Source organism: Pseudoalteromonas sp. Ld19, from assembly GCF_045064135.1.
Lineage (GTDB): Bacteria > Pseudomonadota > Gammaproteobacteria > Enterobacterales > Alteromonadaceae > Pseudoalteromonas > Pseudoalteromonas aliena.
In genome coordinates, this window is record NZ_JBISHA010000015.1 from 155,502 (window position 1) to 176,064 (window position 20,563).

Below are 20,563 nucleotides of genomic sequence, written 5' to 3' on the forward strand. Positions count from 1 at the left end.
TAAGATGATTACTTATCAAACGGGCAATATATTACATGATCAAGCTGATGCTATTATCAATACAGTTAACACTGTAGGGATAATGGGTAAAGGGCTTGCTTTGCAGTTTAAAAAGGCCTTTCCAGATAATTTTAAGGTATACAAAAAAGCCTGTGACGATAAAGAGCTGGTAACAGGTGAAGTGTTAATTGTTGAGCTTAACTCTATTAATGCACCATTTTACATTATTAACTTCCCCACTAAAGCGCATTGGAAAGGTAAGTCTAAGCTTGAATATATAGAGCAAGGGCTTAACAGCTTAAAAGCTGAGGTAAAACGATTAGGCCTTAAATCAGTTGCTTTACCAGCACTGGGAAGCGGCTTAGGTGGCTTAGATTGGAATGATGTTAATTCACTAATACAGCGTTCTTTAAATGAATTGCCAGACGTTGAATGGCGTGTATACCCGCCACAAAATGCACCAAGTGCCAAGGCTATGCCTAATAAAACTAAAAGGCCTGAAATGACGCTAGGCAGAGCCGCAGTGCTGGGCTTGATAGAACGTTATACCTCTACAGGGTTTGGCTATCGCTTATCGCTACTAGAAGTGCAAAAGCTGGTTTATTTTTTAACTGCTGCCGGTGAGCCTTTAAATAAAGTGGTATTTCAAAAACATCATTATGGCCCTTATGCTGATGTGCTTCGCCATGTACTAGACAAGATGGAAGGTCATTTTATTACCGGTTATGCAGATGGCATAAACAAGCCAGATACGCCTATAGAGCTTAAAGATGATGCTGCTATCGAAGCACTGAATTATTTGCAAGAATGCCCAGATACAAAACAACGATTTGATAAAGTAGCTAGGCTAATAGAAGGCTTTGAGTCGCAAAACGGTATGGAGTTACTTTCAACTGTGCATTGGGTTGCAACGAATGAGTTAGAAGGCAATAACATTACTGATGAAGAGCTTATTAATACAGTACATAGCTGGAATGCTAGAAAGTCGGAAATGAAGCCCACCCATATCCTTGCTGCTTGGAATAAGCTAAAACAAGAAGACTGGTTGAACTTAAAAGCACAAACAGCTTAAAACTATTTTAAAGGGAAGCGCGATGCTTCCCTTTTGTGCCGTGCTTTGGCTAGGCTTTGAATATCAGATTAACTTACTTAGGTTACCCTTCGAAATACTTACTGAAAATTGAAATAGGCCCTGAGTGTTTAGACGAATTTGCACTTAATAATGTTAGTTACCATGTTTGGTCTTACTAGAAAGGGCTGTTTTCTGATTAAATTGTTACTTGTGGCTTAGCCTAATCTGAGTCAATAAGTAGTCATAGTTTTTTAAAATAACTATCTTTAATATAAATTCAAGGATGAAAATGAAGTCTGTTTTTAATACTGTTGATATTTTATTTGGGCATTTTGCTCGTGGTTTTATAATTGTTTTTCTTTATTTGGCCTTAAGCTTAATCGCTGCTTTTAACTTGATATCTATTCCTCTTTATTTTTTTGAGTATGATGCCGGCTTATCTGATTTAGATCTGAGTGAAGTCGGACTTTTCATTATATTTGCAGCCTCAGTATGGCGGTTTTTCGCGCGTTGTTTTGCTTTGAACTGGACTAAATGGAAAGCACTTAAACGCTTTGTATTTGTTATTGCTTTTGCTGAGCTATTTCTTTCGTTATTTTTTACATTCTATTTAATAATTGAATTAATCGACCAAGGTGTACTTGGGGTGGCTATATTAGATAAATATGCTGATATTCAAACCTTTCTTTCTATTTTTATTACAATTATTGCAATTTATGCGAGTACGCCTTTGCCCAATTTTTTTAAAAATAAAGATGATGCAGCCAGCAACTTGCCTGACAATGAATCAAATAATGATCAACCAGAAGCGATGAGCTAAGTTTACAAATGTTTGGAAGTAGAACAATGGAAAAATTAATTTTAAGTTTAGTTACCTTAGCGCTTTTTTTTAGTACGGCCCGCCTTGAGGCAAAAGAGCAAGTATTCCAACCGGATGACTCTGTATTTTTGCAATCATCTTGCACAGAGGTGATTGAGATATTTGACCGAAAACAAGAGCCTGGGAAGTATGCTGCTCTTCATACTTCTGTATCAGAGGCTATGCGTGCTGGCTACTGTATAGGCGTATTACAACAATATATTAAGAGCTCACCGTCGTGTAAAAAAAGATATGGATATTATAAAAAGAGTAATTGGTTCGACTTAGCACAAACAATTGCGAATATGTCATTTAGTGCAGAGCAATTAGAAGGACTTAAAGCGAGTCACCTACTTGAAGCGGCTTACTGTAATGGCTAGTGGTATGACAGTTCCTGATGCTATTCGCTTCTTATTTGGGATCGATGTTGCCAAAGAAAGTACATATTTAAAAGACAAAGCAAATTCTCTTGTCCGTAATAAGCTTATTAAAGTTGAAACTGAGCTAAAGATTCAAAGATCAACAAAGCGTTTGGCAGATGGGCAGCTAGATGTGCTATTTAATGCTTTACTTCTTAATGCAATTTTTCATGATCCTAAAGACGTAAAAAAAATATTTGAAGATAAGAGCTTTAGACACCGTTGTGCTGTAATAGTTAAGCAGTTGTTTGGCGGAAATAATTCATTATTGGGTATTGCTCTGAGTAAAACAACTGCTGCTGAATTTGCGAATGCGCTTGCTAGTGATTATGACTTGCGCAAAAAGAGATTACCTAACCCGTTTGCCGTAATGCCTCAGCTAGCTTTAGGGAAAAATCTCAGTTTATTACATGCATTACTTGCGCAATCTGCCCTTACCAGCTCAACGGATAACTTGCTTTTAGCTTATTTGAATAACGATATAGACAAAGCGTTAGCATTATCAAGCCAATTAGATACAAATAATCATAGTGTTAAGCAATTAATAGAACATATAACATCTCGACACAAGGAAGCAGAGGAGTTTGATGATTTATTAGAGTATTTCCAAAAAATGTAATTATTAAAAATAATGTTTGTTAGTGCATTGCACTAAGTGAATCTATAGCCATCAGCAATAGATGGAGATTTACATGACAAATATTAAAGAGCTTGTTATTAACTTTCACATGACCGAAGCGTGTAATTACCGTTGTGGTTATTGTTACGCTAAGTGGCAAGATAATACGTCAGCAACAGAGTTACATCATTCTTCAGAGAGTATTCAAGATTTACTGCTAATGCTAGCTGAGTACTTTTTTTCGAATAATAAAATACGACAAGAATTAGGTTATCAATCGGTAAGGATAAATTTTGCTGGTGGAGAACCGGTGATGTTAGGGGCTCGCTTTGTTAGCGCTTTATTATTTGCAAAGAGTATAGGCTTTAATGCGTCACTTATTACTAACGGACATTTTTTGTCACCAGCAATGTTAAGGCGTATTGCCCCTCATTTAGATATGCTTGGTTTAAGTTTTGATACTGCAGATTATTTAATTGCTCAAAGCATTGGTCGAATAGATCGTAAAGGTGAGTGGTTTTCCCCGCAAAAAGCATTAACTGTTACAGCGCTATATCGCCAGTTAAATCCTCAAGATAAGTTGAAAGTAAATACTGTAGTTAATGCATTCAACTTCCGCGAGAATTTGAATGAAACAATTGCATTATTGCAACCCGACAAGTGGAAGCTCTTACGTGCACTACCTGTCTATAGTGACCAGTTAACTATCTCGCAAGAAAAATATGATTCTTATGTTCAAAAGCATAAAGAGCACAGTAATGTTATTGCAATTGAAGATAAGTGCGATATGTGGCAATCATATTTGATGATAAATCCAGAAGGTAACTTTTACCAAAACTCGTCATCGTGTCAGGGGTTAACGCTTAGTCCTTCAATATTGGATATAGGGGTTTCTAAGGCTTTGAATCATGTGAATTTTAACGTTAAAGCATTCGCAATCCGATACCCTTCGAGCTTTCCGCAAGTTATTAAAGAGAATTTGATAACACTGGGAGAGCAATAATGAAAAAATATAGTAATGATAAAAACATCAACACGTTGGTTTGTAAGTTATTGAAGAAAAAAGGTTGGTCTTTAAAGCGTGGGCGTCATCCAAGGCTGATTGCGCCATCAGGTATCAAAATAACAGTTCCAAGCACGCCAAGTGACTTTAGAGCATATAGAAACTTTAAAATGGATATTCGACGATTGAAGGAGTTTTAGCGAACGCTGAAGCTCCATAAGTCGAATCACAATTAACTTTTTAAGGAGACATATATGTCTAACAATAATGATCATAAATCAAACCAAGGAAACAGCAATAAAGGCACTTCTGGAGTCAATGTTCCATACCAAAGAGCACAAGATAATCGAAGTAATCAGTTAAATCCGAACAACCCTAACTATAACGGTAAAAAATAGTTAAATAATTTTATTTAAGCTAAGCGCAGCGAAAGCTGCGCTTAGCTTTATATTACGTAGATACTTTATATAAATTGTAGGTAAGAGATTTGAATTATAAAAAAAGAATTGAAGACGCGGTGCTTAGAACTCAAGAGTTACAGCTAAAATTGCCTTCAAGTCCAGTACCGTTTAGTAAAAAAATTAGTGAAGATAAAAAACAAGAAATTTTAAATCACTGTTTTGAAATTCTACAATTTCACGGGTTCAACTCGTCCCAGGACTTGGCAAGTAAATGTACCGATGTCCATCTAATGCTTCAGTATTTTTTGAAGACAAACTTGAATATAACTACCTATATCACAATCGGAGACCGGTATTGGCATGATTATATTTATTGTGAAATGTCGTATGAAAGTATAGAAAAAGAACTAAATAACCCACAGATAAATGAGCCAATAAAAGCACATGTCTGGCTAACGTTAACAGATGGAACAATACTTGATTGTACTGGAGAAGCGCATGCTGATTTAGTATTTAATCGAGGTAACTTTCCACTGCATGAGTGTATACACTTATTTGCTCCTAATGAAAAAGAAGATCCAATTGAGGGGTATTATAGACCTTATTTGATGGGGACTGATTTCCTGGAAAAAACGGGTGTTTGCAAAATACTTATACCATCGTAAATTTTTATTGAAATAGAAATAACTGACTGGCTTAATCAGCCCACAACAAGCACGTGAGAAAGGGAATAACATGCCTATAGAAAGGTATATAAAGAGTGTGGACTAAATTGATATTTAGTTATTCATATATTTTCATAAGAATCCAAGTGCAATTTTGTAGTAGACTAACTCCCATAAACGAAAAGTACAAAAGCATAGTTTTACTTTTAGTACCCACATTAGTACCCATAGGCTGCGGCCTTTAATTAAAGGTCATATAAATCAAATGAGTAGAGCAGGTATACAGTGGTTCCCTGGGCACATGAATAAAGCCCGCAATGAAATTAAAGAAATAATGCCGCAAATGGATGTGATTATTGAAGTGCTTGATGCGCGGATTCCCTACAGTAGCGAAAACCCGATGGTGGCAACCTTGCGTGAAGGTAAGCCGGTCATCAAAATTTTGAACAAAGCTGATTTAGCTGATCCTAAAATGACGCAGATCTGGAAAGACTATTTTGAGCAAGAAAACGGTGTTAAAGCGATTTCTTTTGGTCATGATAAAGCAGCTGAAGTACATCGTATCAATGAGCTGTGTAAAAAGTTAGTGCCGCATAAAGTGGGTGCCGATAAACAGATTAAAGCCATGATAATGGGTATTCCTAACGTGGGTAAATCTACGCTAATTAATGTACTGGCTGGACGTATAGTTGCAAAAACAGGTAATGAACCTGCGGTAACTAAAGCGCAGCAACGTATTAAGCTTGAAGACGGTATTATGCTTTACGATACGCCTGGTATGCTTTGGCCAAAAGTAGAAAACGAAAACTCAGGTTATCGCTTAGGCGCTACAGGTGCCATTCGTGATACCGCACTTGAGTATGAAGAAGTAGCAAGTTATACCGCTGAATATTTATTACGTGCATATCCTGAGCTTTTAAAAGCGCGCTATAAAATCGCTGAGCTTCCTGAGAATGATTGGGAATTTGTTGAAATGGCAGGTAAAAAGCGTGGTTGTATTCGTGGTGGAAACCAAATCGACACGTATAAAATGTCTGAAATCCTAATTAACGAACTGCGCGACGGTATTATTGGCCGTATTACTATGGAAACTCCGCAAATGCGTGAGGAAGAAGAAGTAATGGTTGCTGGTTTACGTGCGGCAGCAGAGGCTAAAAAACAAGCTAAAGAAGAAGAGAAACTCCAACGCCGAGCACGAGCGCGTAAAAATCGTCGTTAATTGATTTAGTTTTAAATTACAGACATAAAAAAAGCCCGTAAGGGCTTTTTTAGTTTCATATCTACCGTCACCGATATGAGCAATGTAGCAAGTAAAATAGTAGGGCGGTTACTTATTATCAACATCAAGGGGCGTTGCGGTTCATAACAAGTAACCATAGCTGTTAACGTGCGCCACACGTTGTTTCAGGGTCGAGAAACAAATCAATTCATTCCGTTACAAGCCAGTATGTTTGCCGTCTTGTTGATAGTGATTATCAGTTAGATTCAATTAACTGTCAACATCTAAATGCAAATAATTCTTATTATCTATTTGTTTGTTTTATAAGCTGATGTTAAACATAAAAAAATTGCGACTATTTGGTTTTTCTTAGTGTTGGGTGACATAGGCTGTGATTAAATTGCTCTTAGTTTAAACAAGTATTAGTTTTCAAAGATTAGTAATTTCTGAATATCGATTAAAATTTTAGCTGTTTAAGCTATGGTAGTGTGTTGTTACAAAATAACGAAATAACTTTATGTACCTAAAGTTAGGGCGACAAAAAATAGTGTTTTCATTATGTTACATGTGATTTTTAACTTAAAATGCAAAATAGATCTTGCGCATAAAAAAAATATCTTGAATTGATTGCATTTTAAGCGGCTTGCATGGTGATGTTCGCTTTAAGTGATGTTATACTCCTGCCGAATAATTTATCGACTTTATTAAGAGTAAAATTAATGGCAGATTTATCGAAGTACAGAAACATTGGTATTTTCGCGCACGTAGATGCGGGTAAAACCACGACTACTGAGCGTATCCTAAAGCTTACTGGTCAAATCCATAAAACAGGTGAGGTTCATGATGGTGAATCTACTACTGACTTCATGGAACAAGAAGCTGAGCGCGGTATTACTATCCAGTCTGCGGCAGTAAGCTGTTTCTGGAAAGATCACCGCTTTAACGTTATCGATACACCAGGACACGTTGACTTCACAGTTGAAGTTTACCGTTCACTTAAAGTACTTGATGGCGGTGTTGGTGTTTTCTGTGGTTCTGGTGGTGTTGAACCACAATCAGAAACTAACTGGCGTTATGCTAATGACTCAGAAGTTGCACGTATTATCTTCGTTAACAAATTAGACCGTATGGGTGCTGATTTTTACCGTGTAACTGAGCAAGTACGTAAAGTACTTGGTGCTGTACCACTAATCATGACTCTACCAATTGGTATTGAAGATGAGTTTATTGGTGTTGTAGACGTTTTAACTAAAAAAGCATATGTTTGGGATGACACTGGTCTTCCTGAAAACTACGAAATCACAGATGTTCCTGCAGACATGGTAGAAAAAACTGACGAGTATTATGAAATGCTTGTTGAAACTGCCCTTGAGCAAGACGATGAACTACTTGAAGCTTACATGGAAGGTGAAGCACCTTCTGTAGAAGATATCAAACGTTGTATCCGTAAAGGTACTCGTGACCTTGCTTTCTTCCCTACATACTGTGGTTCTGCGTTTAAGAACAAAGGTATGCAGCTTATTCTTGATGCTGTTATTGACTACTTACCGTCTCCTACAGAAGTTGATCCTCAACCTCTTATGGATGAAGAAGGTAACGAAAATGGCGAATTTGCAATCGTATCTGCAGATGAACCTTTCAAAGCGTTAGCATTCAAAATAATGGATGACCGTTTTGGTGCATTAACATTCGTACGTATTTACTCAGGTAAACTAAACAAGGGTGACACTATCCTTAACGCGTTTACTGGTAAAACTGAACGTGTTGGCCGTATGGTTGAGATGCAAGCAGATGACCGTAACGAATTAACTAGCGCACAAGCTGGTGACATCATTGCTATCGTAGGCATGAAAAACGTGCAAACTGGTCATACTTTATGTGATCCTAAGCACCCAGTAACACTTGAGCCAATGGTATTCCCAACTCCAGTAATCTCGATTGCTGTACAGCCTAAAGATAAAGGCGGTAATGAGAAAATGGGTGTTGCTATCGGTAAAATGGTTGCAGAAGATCCATCTTTCCAAGTTGAGACTGATGAAGATTCAGGCGAAACTATCCTTAAAGGTATGGGTGAGCTTCACTTAGATATCAAAGTAGATATCCTTAAGCGTACTTACGGCGTAGACCTTATTGTTGGTCAACCACAAGTTGCTTACCGTGAAACTATCACTCGTGAAATCGAAGATAGCTACACGCATAAGAAACAATCTGGTGGTTCTGGTCAGTTTGGTAAAATCGACTACCGCATCAAGCCAGGTGAAGTTGCTTCAGGCTTTACGTTTAAATCATCAGTTGTTGGTGGTAACGTACCTAAAGAATTCTGGCCTGCAGTTGAGAAAGGCTTTAAGTCAATGATGGGCGAAGGTGTTTTAGCTGGCTTCCCTGTACTTGACGTTGAAGTTGAACTTTTCGACGGTGGTTTCCATGCCGTGGATTCATCTGCAATCGCGTTCGAAATCGCTGCTAAAGGCGCTTTCCGTCAATCGATCCCTAAAGCGGGCGCACAACTTCTTGAGCCAATCATGAAAGTTGACGTGTTCACTCCAGAAGATCACGTTGGTGATGTTATTGGTGACCTTAACCGTCGTCGTGGCATGATGAAAGACCAAGAAGCTGGTTTAACAGGCATCCGTATTAAAGCAGATGTTCCGTTATCAGAAATGTTCGGTTACATCGGTACACTACGTACAATGACATCGGGTCGTGGTCAGTTCTCTATGGAGTTCTCACACTACGCTGCATGTCCAGCTAACGTAGCTGAAACTGTAATCGCTGCAGAAAAAGAGAAGAAAGCTGCTAAGTAATTAGCACTTTAACTCTTTAAAAAAACCCGCACATGTTGCGGGTTTTTTATTGTCTGTAATTAATAGTGATTTTATTAATACTAATTCACAATAATACTTAACCTGAACTCTGGTTAAGAGATTTACTGACACATTGAATTATGGTGATATTTAAATTTATTTTCTCTAGCCAGAGGTTTTCAGTGAAAACAAGGCGAATTTACGCGTCAATAGCTGCTCGAGATAGATTTATTATCCAGAGTTCAGGTTACTTAATCAATTTGAAGGATTAAATTTGGCGCTAACTGCGCTAAAAGTTTCTGCTATTGAGTCACTAAATAACGAAATGTTTGCCTTGTTATCGAGGCCATTTTTTTACCTCAAAATAGCTCTCTTAATTAATCGAATTGGTGTTATTTTATCGTGCATTAAAAAAGGAGCAATACGTTGCTCCTTTTTTGTTTATTGGGTAGTGTTAGTTAAACAGTGCTAGTTAAACTTTTTTATTACCTTTGCTTTTAGCGCTTTCATCTTTAGTTTACGCGGCTTGCTAAAGCACTGAATAGGCATTGTTACCAAGTGCTCTTTTGGCAGCACAGGCACAATTGCTGGGTATTGGCCTTCTTTCGGAACTGAGATTTCTTTCAGGTGTACCTTCAGCGCTGCTAGTGTTGAATCGTTATCTACTTCACTAGGGCAAATAAATATACCTATTTTTCTAAGGAATACGCCTAGTTTGATACTGCTTGAATAGCGCACAATCGGAGCCGCCAATACCAAGCCTAGTAAAATAGGTGAGAGCCACCAAAAGAATACGGGAGTGAAGTAATAAGCAGTGCTGCCCCATACTATAGCCACAATGGTTGAAAATAACGTATAACTAAACGCTTCTTTCCATGGAACCATTCGACCTTCGCGTGGCTGGGCATCCCACTTCACTTTTTTTCCTAAAAATACGCAAACAACAAAGTAGGCATGAAATACCATCATAAGCGGCGCAACGATAATTGCGAATATAGTTTCTATTAAAGAGCCTAATATAAGCTTAATAGAACCACCAAAACGCTTTTTCCTGTGTATAAGAGTTACGATCACACCCATTAGTTTAGGGAGTAACAATATGATAATGGTTAAATATAATAACGAATCTATTAAGTCGGTTTTTGCGATTTGCCACGTAGGAAATAATTGGTATGCACGATTAAAGTACACATCACTATTTAGCGCACGAGTGACTGCATCTATGGTGCTTAGCGCTAACATCGATAACCAAATTAATGATGAAATATAAGCGGTTGCGCCCAACAGAAAGTGAAATTTACTCATTAGCTTTAACTTTGGCGAAGACAATAAGCCAAGATGCTGAATATTGCCTTGTACCCAACGTCTGTCGCGTACAGCATAATCTAAAATGTTACTTGGAACTTCTTCATAACTTCCTTCAATGTCTGATAGGAGCAATACGTCCCAATTAGCACTGTGTAACAAAGACGCTTCAACAAAGTCATGACTGAGTATTTCACCACCAAATGGGGCGTTACCTTTTAAAGTAGGTAAGCCACAGCAGGCAATAAATGCATCAACTCTAATTATTGCGTTATGGCCCCAGTAATTTGCTTTATCGGTTTGCCAAAACGCAGAGCCTGTCGCCAGCATTGGGCTGTAAAGCACGGAGGCAAATTGTAAAAATCGCCCAAAAAAGGTGTCTTGGCGAACGGGGATCGGAATTGTTTGAATAAGACCGACGTTAGGGTTGTTTAACATACTAGTAGTGAGCTCTAGCATGCATTTTCCGGTCATTACGCTATCAGCATCAAGTACAATCATATGGTCGTACTGGCTTCCCCAGCGCTCACAAAAGTCGGTTAGGTTACCAACTTTGCGGTGTTTGTTATTTTCGCGACGGCGATAGAATACGTGTTTTGCTGTATCACCTAAGCGTTCACACAATGCATGCCATGCACTTAGTTCGTTTTTAGCTATTTGTGGATCTTGCGTATCGCTTAGCAAATAAAAGTCAAAATGATTAAGTTGCCCCGTCTCCTTTAGCGATTGTAAGCTTACTTCAAAGCCAGCAATAACACGATGAGTATCCTCGTTATAAATTGGCATCACAACGGCTGTTCTTTGCTGCGCTAGCGCTTGGCTATTAGGCTCAATTGGCTTCACACGCCTAAGAGTGAGTGGATCAATGCGTAAAAGCTGTAATATAAAGCCAATTGTACCACTGCAAAATGCGGTTACAATCCACGCAAACGTAATTGAAAATAAAGCCAGTAGTGCATATTCGAGTAAAGTCATCCCGTTGGAATTTAAAATTTCGAACATGATTGACATACCGTAACCCGATATACCAATAGCAGCGATGGCAAATAACCATACGCGAAGTGTTTTAAAAGGCATTGATGTTCCTTGGTTTTGCTTACTTGATGTCATTTGGATACCAAACATAACTCCATACCTCACTAATTTCTTTATCACGTAGTTTTAGCGATAAACGCATATCTACTGGCTTACCGTCCTGTGGTGCAATTTTAAAAGCCACACGCCAGCCAAAAGTATCTGGTAGTTTTTGTACCGTTACATCGCTTACTTCGCCAGTTGTTAGTTGAATGTCGGCTATTACGTTTAGCTTTTCAGATAATTGATTAAGCTCGGGTCCTGAAAAATCGACAGTGAATTGACGATGACTTTTTGGCGGTGGATTGTCTTCGCCTGGTAGTGCTGCACTACCAATTCGAGTACGAACGACGCGTGCTTTTTCATGTTGATTTAATTGAGCGTTAAACGTTGTCATTTTATAGCTGAGCTTTAATGAATCACCCGCCTTAAATGATTTTTCAGGCACCCAATAACTTACTATATTGTCGTTAGTTTCGGTATCTGTAGGTATTTCTACCAGCTCTACTCGGCCATTGCCCCATTCACCTTCAGGTTCAATCCAAAGGCTAGGGCGGTCGTGGTAATGGGCTTCGGTATCAAAATAGTTATTAAAGTCTCGATCGCGTTGGGCTAAACCAAAGCCTTTAGGGTTGTTGTATGAAAAAGAAGTCACACTGAGTTGGGCTGGGTTATTAAGAGGGCGCCATATCCATTTGTTATCTTGAGACTGTGTTAATAAGCCGTCAGAGTCGTGAACTTCAGGGCGGTAGTCATCAAAAAACTTAGTGCTGTTTTCACCGTGATAAAACATGCTTGTTAGAGGTGCTACACCCAGTTTTTTAACGTCTTTACGTGCAAATATTTGCATATCAACTTTTACAGCTGTGTTAGTGCTAGGGTCTATATCAAATCGATATGCGCCAGATACTGATGGGCTATCAAGTAATGCAAACATAACAATATTTGTTTGCTGTGGTTTTGGCTTAACTAACCAAAACTCTTTAAACACAGGAAATTCTTCGCCTGAGGCTTCTGCGGTATCAATAGCTAAACCGCGAGCGGATAACCCGTAAACTTGATTGGGGCCGACAACACGAAAGTATGAAGCGCCCTGAAATACCATGACCTCATCTTTGTACTCATTGGTATTTAGAGGGTAATGGAGTCTAAAACCGGCATGGCCTAATTGCATGTTAGCGACGCTTTTATCTATTTCGTCTTTTAAAGGCGCTGCTGTTGAGTCGTACTGATAAAAATTAGTGCTAAAAGGTAAGCGGTTGCGCTTAGAATCACCATCAACGGTATTTATAGTTACAGGTGTTTTATATAAAAAACCTGGGTGAAATAGCTGTACTTCATATAGACTTTCGTCTTTCCATACCGATTTATCTTTTTTAAAGCGAATAGATCGATAGTCTTGGTAATCAATATTATTGAGTGCATCAAGCTCAATATTTTTAGGCGCAATGTATTCTTCAGCGGCTAGCTTTTTTGCACGTGCGCTTATTACATCAAATAAACTGCTTTGTGGAATTGCAGCATCAACAGTTGCAGCAAATGCTTGATGAGTGTTTCCCAAAGTCGAAAACATAATAAGTAGACCCAAAAGTGGCTTTGAGCATAGTGGCCAGGTTGGTATTAAATGGGTTAATTGTTTCATTTTCGTTCCTTTATAAAAACAACTTATTTTTATGGTTAGGTTGATATTGATATTGATTTACCTGCTTTAAACTGACTAGATCTACAACTGAATGCAAAAACCTTCTATATCAATAGTTAATACCAAACTGCATAGATCTTTGAGCAATTTAACGAATTAAATTGCACTCTAACGTCGTTAAAATTTTTTATTTAGAACAACTAGATAAAAATTTTTTTGCCTAGTTCTAGCGTAATTTTCTTAACGTTAAATAGACCCCAGATATAAGCAGATTGGTATAACCTAATCTAGAATGAGTTAGGTATACCACTTGGATAAAATTTAATTTGGTTTCGTGTAATGATTTATTGGTTAAGTAGATGATTGTGAAATCGTATGAGGATATTACGGGCTGTTTACTGAAGCTTGTCTGAATTACATTTGTATATGGATAGAAAAATAATTTATGGGGGGCGATATATAATATCAATCTATAGAAGTCGACTATGAGTAGTTCAAAGTATTTACTAATAAGCCTTAGTAAATACTTTGAACCGAGTGTCAGCTAGTCTGCGTATTTTGTAGCTTTGTAGCTTAATTTAACGTTCCAGAACGGTGCCAGTCCATTTATACGAACTTTCCACTTACCGCCTTTTGGATTGGTAAATGTGCAGCTTTCAGTGTTTCCTCTATTTATTGAAGCACAATCATTTCTAAAGTAAGTTGGCTTTTTGTTGTGTCGCGCAAATAAGTTGGCGTCGCCCCAACCACCATTAAGGTTGATTGTAAGCTCGTCGTATCCTTCTGGGATTTCAACGGTATAGCTCTTCCACCAGAACCAGCCGCTAATATTATTAATTTCACCTGTTATTACCTCAGGCTCAGGAGTAGTAACAGAGGTAGAGCGAATATCAATAATTACAGGGTCATGATCTGACGCGCGATAAGCACTTTCTGAGTAAAGACTAGATTGTTGAGCATCACTTTTAAATTCAACATTATAATCAAGCGAAATTGGCTCATCAGCATTAATATGCCAGTCTTTAGCCGATACAACTTTACTAAGTAATGATGCACTTGCTACAGCATGGTCAAGGCTACCAGCACGACCAGAAAAGCTATAAGAATAGCCAAGCGTATTGCCATCTAGTTCAGTAATGACATTTTTATAACCTTTATCTGCAAACGCACGTATAGGGTCTTCCATCGCATAAGCATTCATGTCGCCGACTAAAATAATATCTTCGTCGTCGATACCGGTCGGTTTGCTGTTTAGCCAATCAGCGTATGCATTAGCGCCTTGCGTACGTATTTCATTCCAACAAGCTTGGCCATCATTTTGATCTTCGTTAGCACCGCTGGCACTGCCGCAACCACCTTTAGATTTTAAGTGTGCTACAGCTACTGTAAATACTTCGTCGGTTGCTAAAGATTTAAAGCTTTGTGCAATCGGAGCGCGATTACTAAAATCAAACGGCGTATCAGTTGTTATAGCGGCGGTACCGACCTCTTCTACTTTATTGGTTCGGTAAATCAATGCGGTAGTAATTGCATCTGTGCCAATTTTATCAAGATTAAAGTTAACAAATGCGTACTGATTGGCCGTATCAGCGTCGTTCAACGCATTTACTAAGCTCGCAATAGCGCTAAATTCACCAAAGCCATCATTTTCTATTTCCATCAAGCCAACAACATCGGCCTGCATTGCACTAATCGCGCTGACAATTTTAGCTTCTTGGCGAATAAACTCTGCTTCTGAATCTGCCCCGCGACTAGTAGGAAAGCCTTGGCCTTCACCGTCGCCATTAAAGTAATTAAGCACATTAAAGCTTGCTACACGTAGATCTGCTTCAGCACTTAGCTCTGGTGCATCTTTACGCGCATTTGTTGCAATAAACTGAGGTGTTACAGTTGGATGAATACGATAAAGATTAAAGCTATAAGCCAGCGCACCGGTAACGGTATTTACCGTGTCACCAGTACGTAATGTATTTTCTGCCGATAAACCCGGCGCAGGGTAGGCGGTAGGATCTAGGTTTTGAGCCGTTGAACCGTCATCAATTAAGATTTTTTTAGTTAAATTTGCGGCTTCAATTGCATTGGCTGCTTCACCCGGTAATGCGATTTGCGTACCTTGGTATAAGCGCTCTGTTGCAACTTCTACTTCACCATATCGCCCAAGAGCATAGTTATTGGTAACCACCAATGGTTGTTCTAATGTTACTAGCATGCCTTCAAATGGTTCTAAATCATCGGCATTGGCTAAAGGTAAAGTGATTTTTGTCGCAGCTACTGTTAAACCAGTATCACAAACAGACACTTGGCTTACGCTGCCAATTTGTGTTGCATTGAAATACTCTTCGACAGTACCTTGCACGCGAACATGGTCTCCAACACTTACGTCAGTATTTGCAAAGTATACAAATACACCTTCGGAAGTTAGCGGGTTAGCATCTATATCATCAGCAAGTGAGCTTACAAAAAAGCCTTTTAATTGACCGTCACCTTGGAAGTCTGCGGTTACAACACCTTCTAGTTCAACAAGAGTACCCATAAGTGGGCTTGTAGTACCATTGCCTTGAATGACATTAATTTGTGTTTTATCTGCCCCACACACTAATGGTTCAAGCGGTTCTGGCTCTGGTTCTACAGGGGTTGTGCTACCAAAAACACCTAGGCCATCAAAGTCATCTTGGCTGAACTGAATCCATTCTTCACTTGGATCAAAGGTCGAATCGGGTAAAGTACGACCAATTAATATACTCTCTTTGCGACGAAGTGTTTTATTTTGTGTTTTTACTCCGCCTCCAGACCAAAATGAACCTGGATCAACACCGCGTTGACCAAAGCTATCAATAACAGTCGCGCCTTGAATAAGTACTAATGCATCATCACCATTAAAATTAGCAACGGCACTACTAATGTTGGCCTTGTTTTTAAGTGCAGTTGCAGAGGATGCATTGGCGATAACATAAGTGCTGTTAGCTGCAAGGTTGCCGGTTAAGCTGATTTTATTACTTACCGTTGTTTTACCATTTGAATATAAGCTGAGCGTATAACCATCAAGTGAAATTTCGCTTGATGATGTATTATAAAGCTCTATTGCTTTGTTGTTACTGCTACCTTCAATGTACTCAGATATTACTAGATTAGCAGAGGCAGGTGCGCTTAGGCTTGCGATGACGAGTGCCAACGGCGTTATTTTTGTTTTAAACATATTTAGTTTTCCCGTGTATTAATATCCCAAATGGGACACCAGTTTAGGGAAAAAAAGTGACAGAAATAATACTTTAATGTTAATAAATGTAAATAAGGCGGTTTCCCGCCTTTTTATTATTTATTTTTTAGCTAGATACTGTGCAGCTTGCTTTGCAAAGTAAGTCAAAATACCGTCAGCTCCAGCACGTTTGAATGCAAGTAAAGACTCCATTATGGTTGCTTCTTCAGCGAGCCAGCCGTTATCAATCGCGGCTTTATGCATGGCATATTCTCCGCTCACTTGGTATGCAAAAGTAGGCACACCAAACTCATCTTTAACGCGGCGTACAATATCTAAATAAGGCATACCTGGCTTAACCATAACCATGTCTGCACCTTCTTGTAAGTCTAGAGCTACTTCACGAATGGCTTCGTCGGAGTTAGCAGGATCCATTTGGTAGGTTTTTTTATCGGCTCCTTTAAGGTTACCTGCCGAGCCAACAGCATCTCTAAACGGCCCATAGTAGCTTGACGCGTATTTTGCTGAATAAGCCATAATACGAGTATGAATAAACCCATCTGCCTCAAGTGCTTCGCGAATAGCTGCAATACGACCGTCCATCATATCTGAAGGAGCAATAACATCGGCCCCAGCTTCGGCATGGGATAGTGCTTGTTTAACTAAAATCTCAGTGGTTACGTCATTCATTACGTAACCTGTGTCATCAATAATGCCGTCCTGACCATGTGTTGTAAATGGATCAAGCGCTACATCGGTGATCACACCTAACTCTGGGAACGCTTCTTTTAATGCGCGAACGGTGCGTTGTGCCAAACCATCATCGTTGTATGCTTCTTCGGCCATAAGCGATTTTTTATCTGCTGGCGTAACCGGAAAAATTGCAACCGCAGGTACGCCAAGCTCAACCAGCTCTTTAGCTTCTATTAGTAATAAATCAATAGATAAGCGTTCTATGCCTGGCATTGATTCAATTGCTTCACGACGATTTTTGCCCTCTAGCACAAATACCGGGTAAATAAGATCATTAACACTAAGTTGGTTTTCGGCCATTAGGCGGCGCGAAAAATCACTACGGCGCATTCTGCGCATGCGAGTGTACGGAAAAAGGTCGAGTCCTGATTGGGCCATATTAATATGCTCCTACTGTGGGATTGGAAAGGTAACTACTTGATCGCGGCCGTTTTGTTTAGCGTAATAAAGCGCTTTATCGGCGCATTCAGTAAAAATTTCAGGTTTGTTAATATCATCGGCAACACAGGTATAAATACCTGCGCTAATTGTAAATTTAATTTCAGTACTCGCAACCGTTACGGCACTTTTTGCGATTGCTTTGCGCATTTGCTCTGCAATATCAAATGCTCCATTTTGTGGTGTGTTTGGTAAAAGCACTACAAACTCTTCACCGCCATAACGTGCGACCTCATCAAGTGGGCGTTTTAAATTGTTCTTAATAATACCAGACACTGCTTTAATTACTTGATCGCCAGTTAAATGCCCGTATGTATCATTGACTAATTTAAAGTGATCGATATCAAGCATAATTATACTCAACGGGGTTTGTTCACGGCGAGAGCGACGCAATTCCATTATTAATTTTTTATCAAAGAATCGACGATTTTTTACACCGGTTAAAGCATCTTCAGTATTGAGTTGTTCAAGCTCTCTATTTTTTTCTTCAAGTTCTCTTAAGGTTACTTGTAGTTCAAAGGTGCGTTCATCAACTTGTGCTTCAAGTTCTTGGCTTGCTTCTTCTTGTAAGGCAAGGCGCTCTTTTAGTAACGCATCTTGAGCTGCACTCTCAGCAATTAAGGTTTGTTGCGTTACTACCTGTTTGTCGTGTTCTAAAATAGATTGTTTCATTGCCGCGTAACACAGGCTAAAAGCACAACCTAAAAAGCAAATAAAAACAAACGTAAGGCTACTTCGATTAAACGCATATAAGTCAAAAACAACAACGCTAAAGTACAGCATAACCACTAAAAATGAGCTGAGTGAAAATAGCAGTGCTTTACTTGGTTTAGAAGGGTTAGTTCGTATACATATTAGTGTAGTCAAAAGGTAAAGGCTTAATACAATAGGCGTAATAGCTAAACAAAGAAGCGTAGCCATTGAGCTTGGTAGCAACCAAATAAATAACAGTAAAATCGCAAATAAACTGCTTGTTATATTTTGTGTATGCAATAAAAAAGAGGATTTAAGTTGGCAAATTTGTTGCTGCAAAGGTAAAAACAATAATGTAATTATCATAATTAAAATAGGAATTATTATTTGCTGGATTGCGGGAAAGTTAGGATGAAAGTAGCGCACACCAAACCCACAAAAATATGAAAGCAGTAAGCCCAAGGTAAGCGTTATTATACTCACGTAAGCAAAGTAGGGCTTCTTTGAAAAACCATACAAAACAAGACAACTTAAGGCCAACGAAAAAACAAAACCAATAATCAAACCGTATATTAGATTAATTTTACTTTTATGGGCTAAATAGGCATCTTGTTGCCATAAAGTAAGCGGTATACGCAATCCTCCATCGTTAGTCACTTTGAGTATAACAGTCGTTATGCTATTTGCGGGCAACGTTAACTTAACTAATAATGATTCACTTTTTATAGGGCGCTCGGCGAGTTTAAACGTATCACCAACTTGGCTATGGGAAAGTAGTTCTGAATTATATAAGTGAAATACCTGAGCTTCATTTAATAACGGATTATCAAGTGAGAGCAAAGGAGCTACATCGTAGTTTAATGTATTTTTCAATGTAAAATAAAGCCATACAGGTCGTTTTTCAAAACCTAAGTTAAGTGGTTTATTTGTTATTTTTTGCCATTTTTTAAAATCGCTTTGTGTTGCGTTTAATAGCGATGTGGGGGCAAAAGAGTAGTGTAAACTATTGATGTTTTGTTGCTTGAAATCTTGGTTTATTATTATAGGGTTTGCAAAAGAAAAAAATGCGCAAAGTAACATTAATAGGCTAAATAATGCTTTTGCGTATGCCATTAACGTGTCTCTAGACTAAAAAGTTGATAGAAGTTTTCTGTAGTTTGCTTTGCTATTATCTTTTCATCTATTTGGTAAAGTTGAGCCAGTGTTTGGCAAATATAAGGTAGTAATGAAGGTTCATTTTTACGTGATTTGGGCTTAGGTTTAACTGTGCGTGGAATTAAAAATGGTGCATCAGTTTCAATTAACAACCGCTCTATTGGAATGCTTGGTATTAGCTTTTGCAGTTCTATACCGCGCCTTTCGTCGCACACCCAGCCCGTAATACCTATATAAAGCCCTAAATCTAAATAGCTTTGCAATGCATTAGCATCGCCGGTAAAACAGTGTAATATTCCTCGCACGTTAAACTCTTTGAGAATAGCAAGCATATCTTCAAAAGCATCACGTTCATGTAAATAAACAGGCAAGTTTAAACTTTCAGCAAGCGCAAGTTGGCGCCTAAAGACGCTGCGTTGAGTATCTCTAGGTGAAAAGTCACGGTTATAATCTAATCCACATTCACCAATCGCAATAACATGATTGTGGCTTGCGAGGCTGGTTAGCTGATTTTCTAGTTCTTCGGTCGCTGATTTTGCATCGTGAGGGTGTATACCCGCTGTAGAATATTGTTGAAACTTTATAGCAAGTTCAAGCGATTGCTCGCTACTAGCTATATCACAGCCAATAATTAGCATATGACGAACACCAGCATCTTTTGCGCGATGCACAATATCGTAATGCTGATTATCAAATTGATGGTTGGTTAAATTAACCCCAGAATCAATTAAGGTATATAGCATTATTTAGTTCGTTTAACGCGAATAGAGCGGTTTTGACCATCTTTTTTTAATAAAAATGAGTTAAATACGCCACGACTGATTACAATAGTATCTGCTGTTTTTAAACGCATACTATCTGAACCAATTTGACGCCATTGTTGGCCGTTATCTAGCGTAATAATCAGCTCGCCATAAGCCGCTTCTTCAATACTACTCACCGCTGCTGTGATTTCATCGTCATTTTCTTTCGCAATCTCTTTATGCTCTAAACCAAAATCGCCATTTTTTGTTTTTGTAGTATTTGCAATGGCAACTACTGAAGCTGGTGAGGTATTTTGTAGAGATTGTGTAGCTGCTGCTGGTTTGCTCAATGGCTTACCAGCCATAACATTGTCGTAGCAAAGTAAACGGTTAAAATCATTTTCAATAAATGTACACGCTTGAAGTGCCTGCAGGTTAATTTCATCAGCATGTGCTACAGGGATACTTAGTAAAGCTAATAATGGTAGTAGTTGTTTTTTCAT

General features: G+C 38.6%; 17 protein-coding genes. 10 read left to right on the forward strand and 7 right to left on the reverse strand.

Going from position 1 to position 20,563, the window contains the following annotated elements:
- The first annotated feature begins 4 nt into the window (after nucleotides 1-4).
- The 10 genes from ACJJVZ_RS04125 (at nucleotide 5) to fusA (ending at nucleotide 9,061) form a co-directional block, all read left to right on the forward strand.
- The gene (locus tag ACJJVZ_RS04125) at nucleotides 5-1,072 is read left to right on the forward strand and encodes a macro domain-containing protein (protein WP_405598431.1); all 1,068 of its coding nucleotides are present in this window, start codon (nucleotides 5-7) and stop codon (nucleotides 1,070-1,072) included.
- Between the two features lie 289 nt (nucleotides 1,073-1,361).
- The gene (locus ACJJVZ_RS04130) at nucleotides 1,362-1,892 is read left to right on the forward strand and encodes a hypothetical protein (protein ID WP_405598433.1); all 531 of its coding nucleotides are present in this window, start codon (nucleotides 1,362-1,364) and stop codon (nucleotides 1,890-1,892) included.
- A 26-nt stretch (nucleotides 1,893-1,918) separates the two neighbouring features.
- Nucleotides 1,919-2,311, forward strand: coding sequence for a hypothetical protein (locus tag ACJJVZ_RS04135; protein WP_405598435.1), 393 nt, complete (start codon nucleotides 1,919-1,921; stop codon nucleotides 2,309-2,311).
- 4 nt (nucleotides 2,312-2,315) lie between these two features.
- Nucleotides 2,316-2,969 carry a hypothetical protein gene (locus tag ACJJVZ_RS04140; RefSeq protein WP_405598436.1) on the forward strand — a complete coding sequence of 218 codons (654 nt, stop codon included), beginning with the start codon at nucleotides 2,316-2,318 and terminating at the stop codon, nucleotides 2,967-2,969.
- A gap of 73 nt (nucleotides 2,970-3,042) precedes the next feature.
- Nucleotides 3,043-3,972 (forward strand): viperin family antiviral radical SAM protein, encoded by a 930-nt coding sequence (locus ACJJVZ_RS04145; protein ID WP_405598438.1) that lies wholly within the window; start codon nucleotides 3,043-3,045, stop codon nucleotides 3,970-3,972.
- On the forward strand, nucleotides 3,972-4,172 hold the full coding sequence (locus ACJJVZ_RS04150) for a hypothetical protein (protein WP_182678416.1): 201 nt from the start codon (nucleotides 3,972-3,974) through the stop codon (nucleotides 4,170-4,172). Before ACJJVZ_RS04145 ends, ACJJVZ_RS04150 begins: the two co-directional genes overlap by 1 nt.
- A gap of 54 nt (nucleotides 4,173-4,226) precedes the next feature.
- Nucleotides 4,227-4,370: a hypothetical protein gene (locus ACJJVZ_RS04155; RefSeq protein ID WP_024595148.1), complete on the forward strand. Its 144-nt coding sequence runs from the start codon at nucleotides 4,227-4,229 to the stop codon at nucleotides 4,368-4,370.
- An 89-nt stretch (nucleotides 4,371-4,459) separates the two neighbouring features.
- Nucleotides 4,460-5,038: a hypothetical protein gene (locus ACJJVZ_RS04160; RefSeq protein WP_405598441.1), complete on the forward strand. Its 579-nt coding sequence runs from the start codon at nucleotides 4,460-4,462 to the stop codon at nucleotides 5,036-5,038.
- Nucleotides 5,039-5,303: 265 nt separating this feature from the next.
- Nucleotides 5,304-6,257 carry a ribosome biogenesis GTPase YlqF gene (gene ylqF / locus ACJJVZ_RS04165; protein ID WP_077536439.1) on the forward strand — a complete coding sequence of 318 codons (954 nt, stop codon included), beginning with the start codon at nucleotides 5,304-5,306 and terminating at the stop codon, nucleotides 6,255-6,257.
- 719 nt (nucleotides 6,258-6,976) lie between these two features.
- Nucleotides 6,977-9,061: an elongation factor G gene (fusA, locus tag ACJJVZ_RS04170; RefSeq protein WP_182701211.1), complete on the forward strand. Its 2,085-nt coding sequence runs from the start codon at nucleotides 6,977-6,979 to the stop codon at nucleotides 9,059-9,061.
- A 468-nt stretch (nucleotides 9,062-9,529) separates the two neighbouring features.
- On the opposite strand, the gene mdoH is transcribed toward fusA, so the two are convergent.
- From mdoH to ACJJVZ_RS04205, 7 genes are all read right to left on the reverse strand, one after another.
- Complete coding sequence (gene mdoH, locus ACJJVZ_RS04175; RefSeq protein WP_077536438.1) at nucleotides 9,530-11,491, reverse strand: glucans biosynthesis glucosyltransferase MdoH; 1,962 nt, start codon at nucleotides 11,489-11,491, stop codon at nucleotides 9,530-9,532.
- Nucleotides 11,463-13,082, reverse strand: a complete 1,620-nt coding sequence (locus ACJJVZ_RS04180) for a glucan biosynthesis protein G (RefSeq protein WP_405598444.1) — start codon at nucleotides 13,080-13,082, stop codon at nucleotides 11,463-11,465. The genes mdoH and ACJJVZ_RS04180 overlap by 29 nt, the downstream gene beginning before the upstream one ends.
- A 544-nt stretch (nucleotides 13,083-13,626) precedes the next feature.
- Nucleotides 13,627-16,278, reverse strand: a complete 2,652-nt coding sequence (locus ACJJVZ_RS04185; RefSeq protein WP_405598446.1) for an ExeM/NucH family extracellular endonuclease — start codon at nucleotides 16,276-16,278, stop codon at nucleotides 13,627-13,629.
- Nucleotides 16,279-16,398: 120 nt separating this feature from the next.
- Nucleotides 16,399-17,409: a porphobilinogen synthase gene (gene hemB, locus ACJJVZ_RS04190; RefSeq protein ID WP_182701215.1), complete on the reverse strand. Its 1,011-nt coding sequence runs from the start codon at nucleotides 17,407-17,409 to the stop codon at nucleotides 16,399-16,401.
- A gap of 12 nt (nucleotides 17,410-17,421) precedes the next feature.
- Nucleotides 17,422-19,275: a diguanylate cyclase gene (locus ACJJVZ_RS04195; RefSeq protein ID WP_405598449.1), complete on the reverse strand. Its 1,854-nt coding sequence runs from the start codon at nucleotides 19,273-19,275 to the stop codon at nucleotides 17,422-17,424.
- Nucleotides 19,275-20,060 carry a TatD family hydrolase gene (locus ACJJVZ_RS04200; RefSeq protein WP_405598451.1) on the reverse strand — a complete coding sequence of 262 codons (786 nt, stop codon included), beginning with the start codon at nucleotides 20,058-20,060 and terminating at the stop codon, nucleotides 19,275-19,277. Before ACJJVZ_RS04200 ends, ACJJVZ_RS04195 begins: the two co-directional genes overlap by 1 nt.
- Entirely contained in the window at nucleotides 20,060-20,563 is a 504-nt protein-coding gene (locus tag ACJJVZ_RS04205) for a hypothetical protein (protein WP_138584378.1), read from the reverse strand. The genes ACJJVZ_RS04200 and ACJJVZ_RS04205 overlap by 1 nt, the downstream gene beginning before the upstream one ends.

Excerpts from the sequence above, each read along its gene's own strand:
- ACJJVZ_RS04125 (WP_405598431.1), top strand. The coding sequence starts at position 5 with ATGATTACTTATCAAACGGGCAATATATTACATGATCAAGCTGATGCT.
- ACJJVZ_RS04130 (WP_405598433.1), top strand. The coding sequence starts at position 1,362 with ATGAAGTCTGTTTTTAATACTGTTGATATTTTATTTGGGCATTTTGCT.
- ACJJVZ_RS04135 (WP_405598435.1), top strand. The coding sequence starts at position 1,919 with ATGGAAAAATTAATTTTAAGTTTAGTTACCTTAGCGCTTTTTTTTAGT.
- ACJJVZ_RS04140 (WP_405598436.1), top strand. The coding sequence starts at position 2,316 with ATGACAGTTCCTGATGCTATTCGCTTCTTATTTGGGATCGATGTTGCC.
- ACJJVZ_RS04145 (WP_405598438.1), top strand. The coding sequence starts at position 3,043 with ATGACAAATATTAAAGAGCTTGTTATTAACTTTCACATGACCGAAGCG.
- ACJJVZ_RS04150 (WP_182678416.1), top strand. The coding sequence starts at position 3,972 with ATGAAAAAATATAGTAATGATAAAAACATCAACACGTTGGTTTGTAAG.
- ACJJVZ_RS04155 (WP_024595148.1), top strand. The coding sequence starts at position 4,227 with ATGTCTAACAATAATGATCATAAATCAAACCAAGGAAACAGCAATAAA.
- ylqF (WP_077536439.1), top strand. The coding sequence starts at position 5,304 with ATGAGTAGAGCAGGTATACAGTGGTTCCCTGGGCACATGAATAAAGCC.
- fusA (WP_182701211.1), top strand. The coding sequence starts at position 6,977 with ATGGCAGATTTATCGAAGTACAGAAACATTGGTATTTTCGCGCACGTA.
- mdoH (WP_077536438.1), bottom strand. The coding sequence starts at position 11,491 with ATGTTTGGTATCCAAATGACATCAAGTAAGCAAAACCAAGGAACATCA.
- ACJJVZ_RS04180 (WP_405598444.1), bottom strand. The coding sequence starts at position 13,082 with ATGAAACAATTAACCCATTTAATACCAACCTGGCCACTATGCTCAAAG.
- ACJJVZ_RS04185 (WP_405598446.1), bottom strand. The coding sequence starts at position 16,278 with ATGTTTAAAACAAAAATAACGCCGTTGGCACTCGTCATCGCAAGCCTA.
- hemB (WP_182701215.1), bottom strand. The coding sequence starts at position 17,409 with ATGGCCCAATCAGGACTCGACCTTTTTCCGTACACTCGCATGCGCAGA.
- ACJJVZ_RS04195 (WP_405598449.1), bottom strand. The coding sequence starts at position 19,275 with ATGGCATACGCAAAAGCATTATTTAGCCTATTAATGTTACTTTGCGCA.
- ACJJVZ_RS04200 (WP_405598451.1), bottom strand. The coding sequence starts at position 20,060 with ATGCTATATACCTTAATTGATTCTGGGGTTAATTTAACCAACCATCAA.
- ACJJVZ_RS04205 (WP_138584378.1), bottom strand. The coding sequence starts at position 20,563 with ATGAAAAAACAACTACTACCATTATTAGCTTTACTAAGTATCCCTGTA.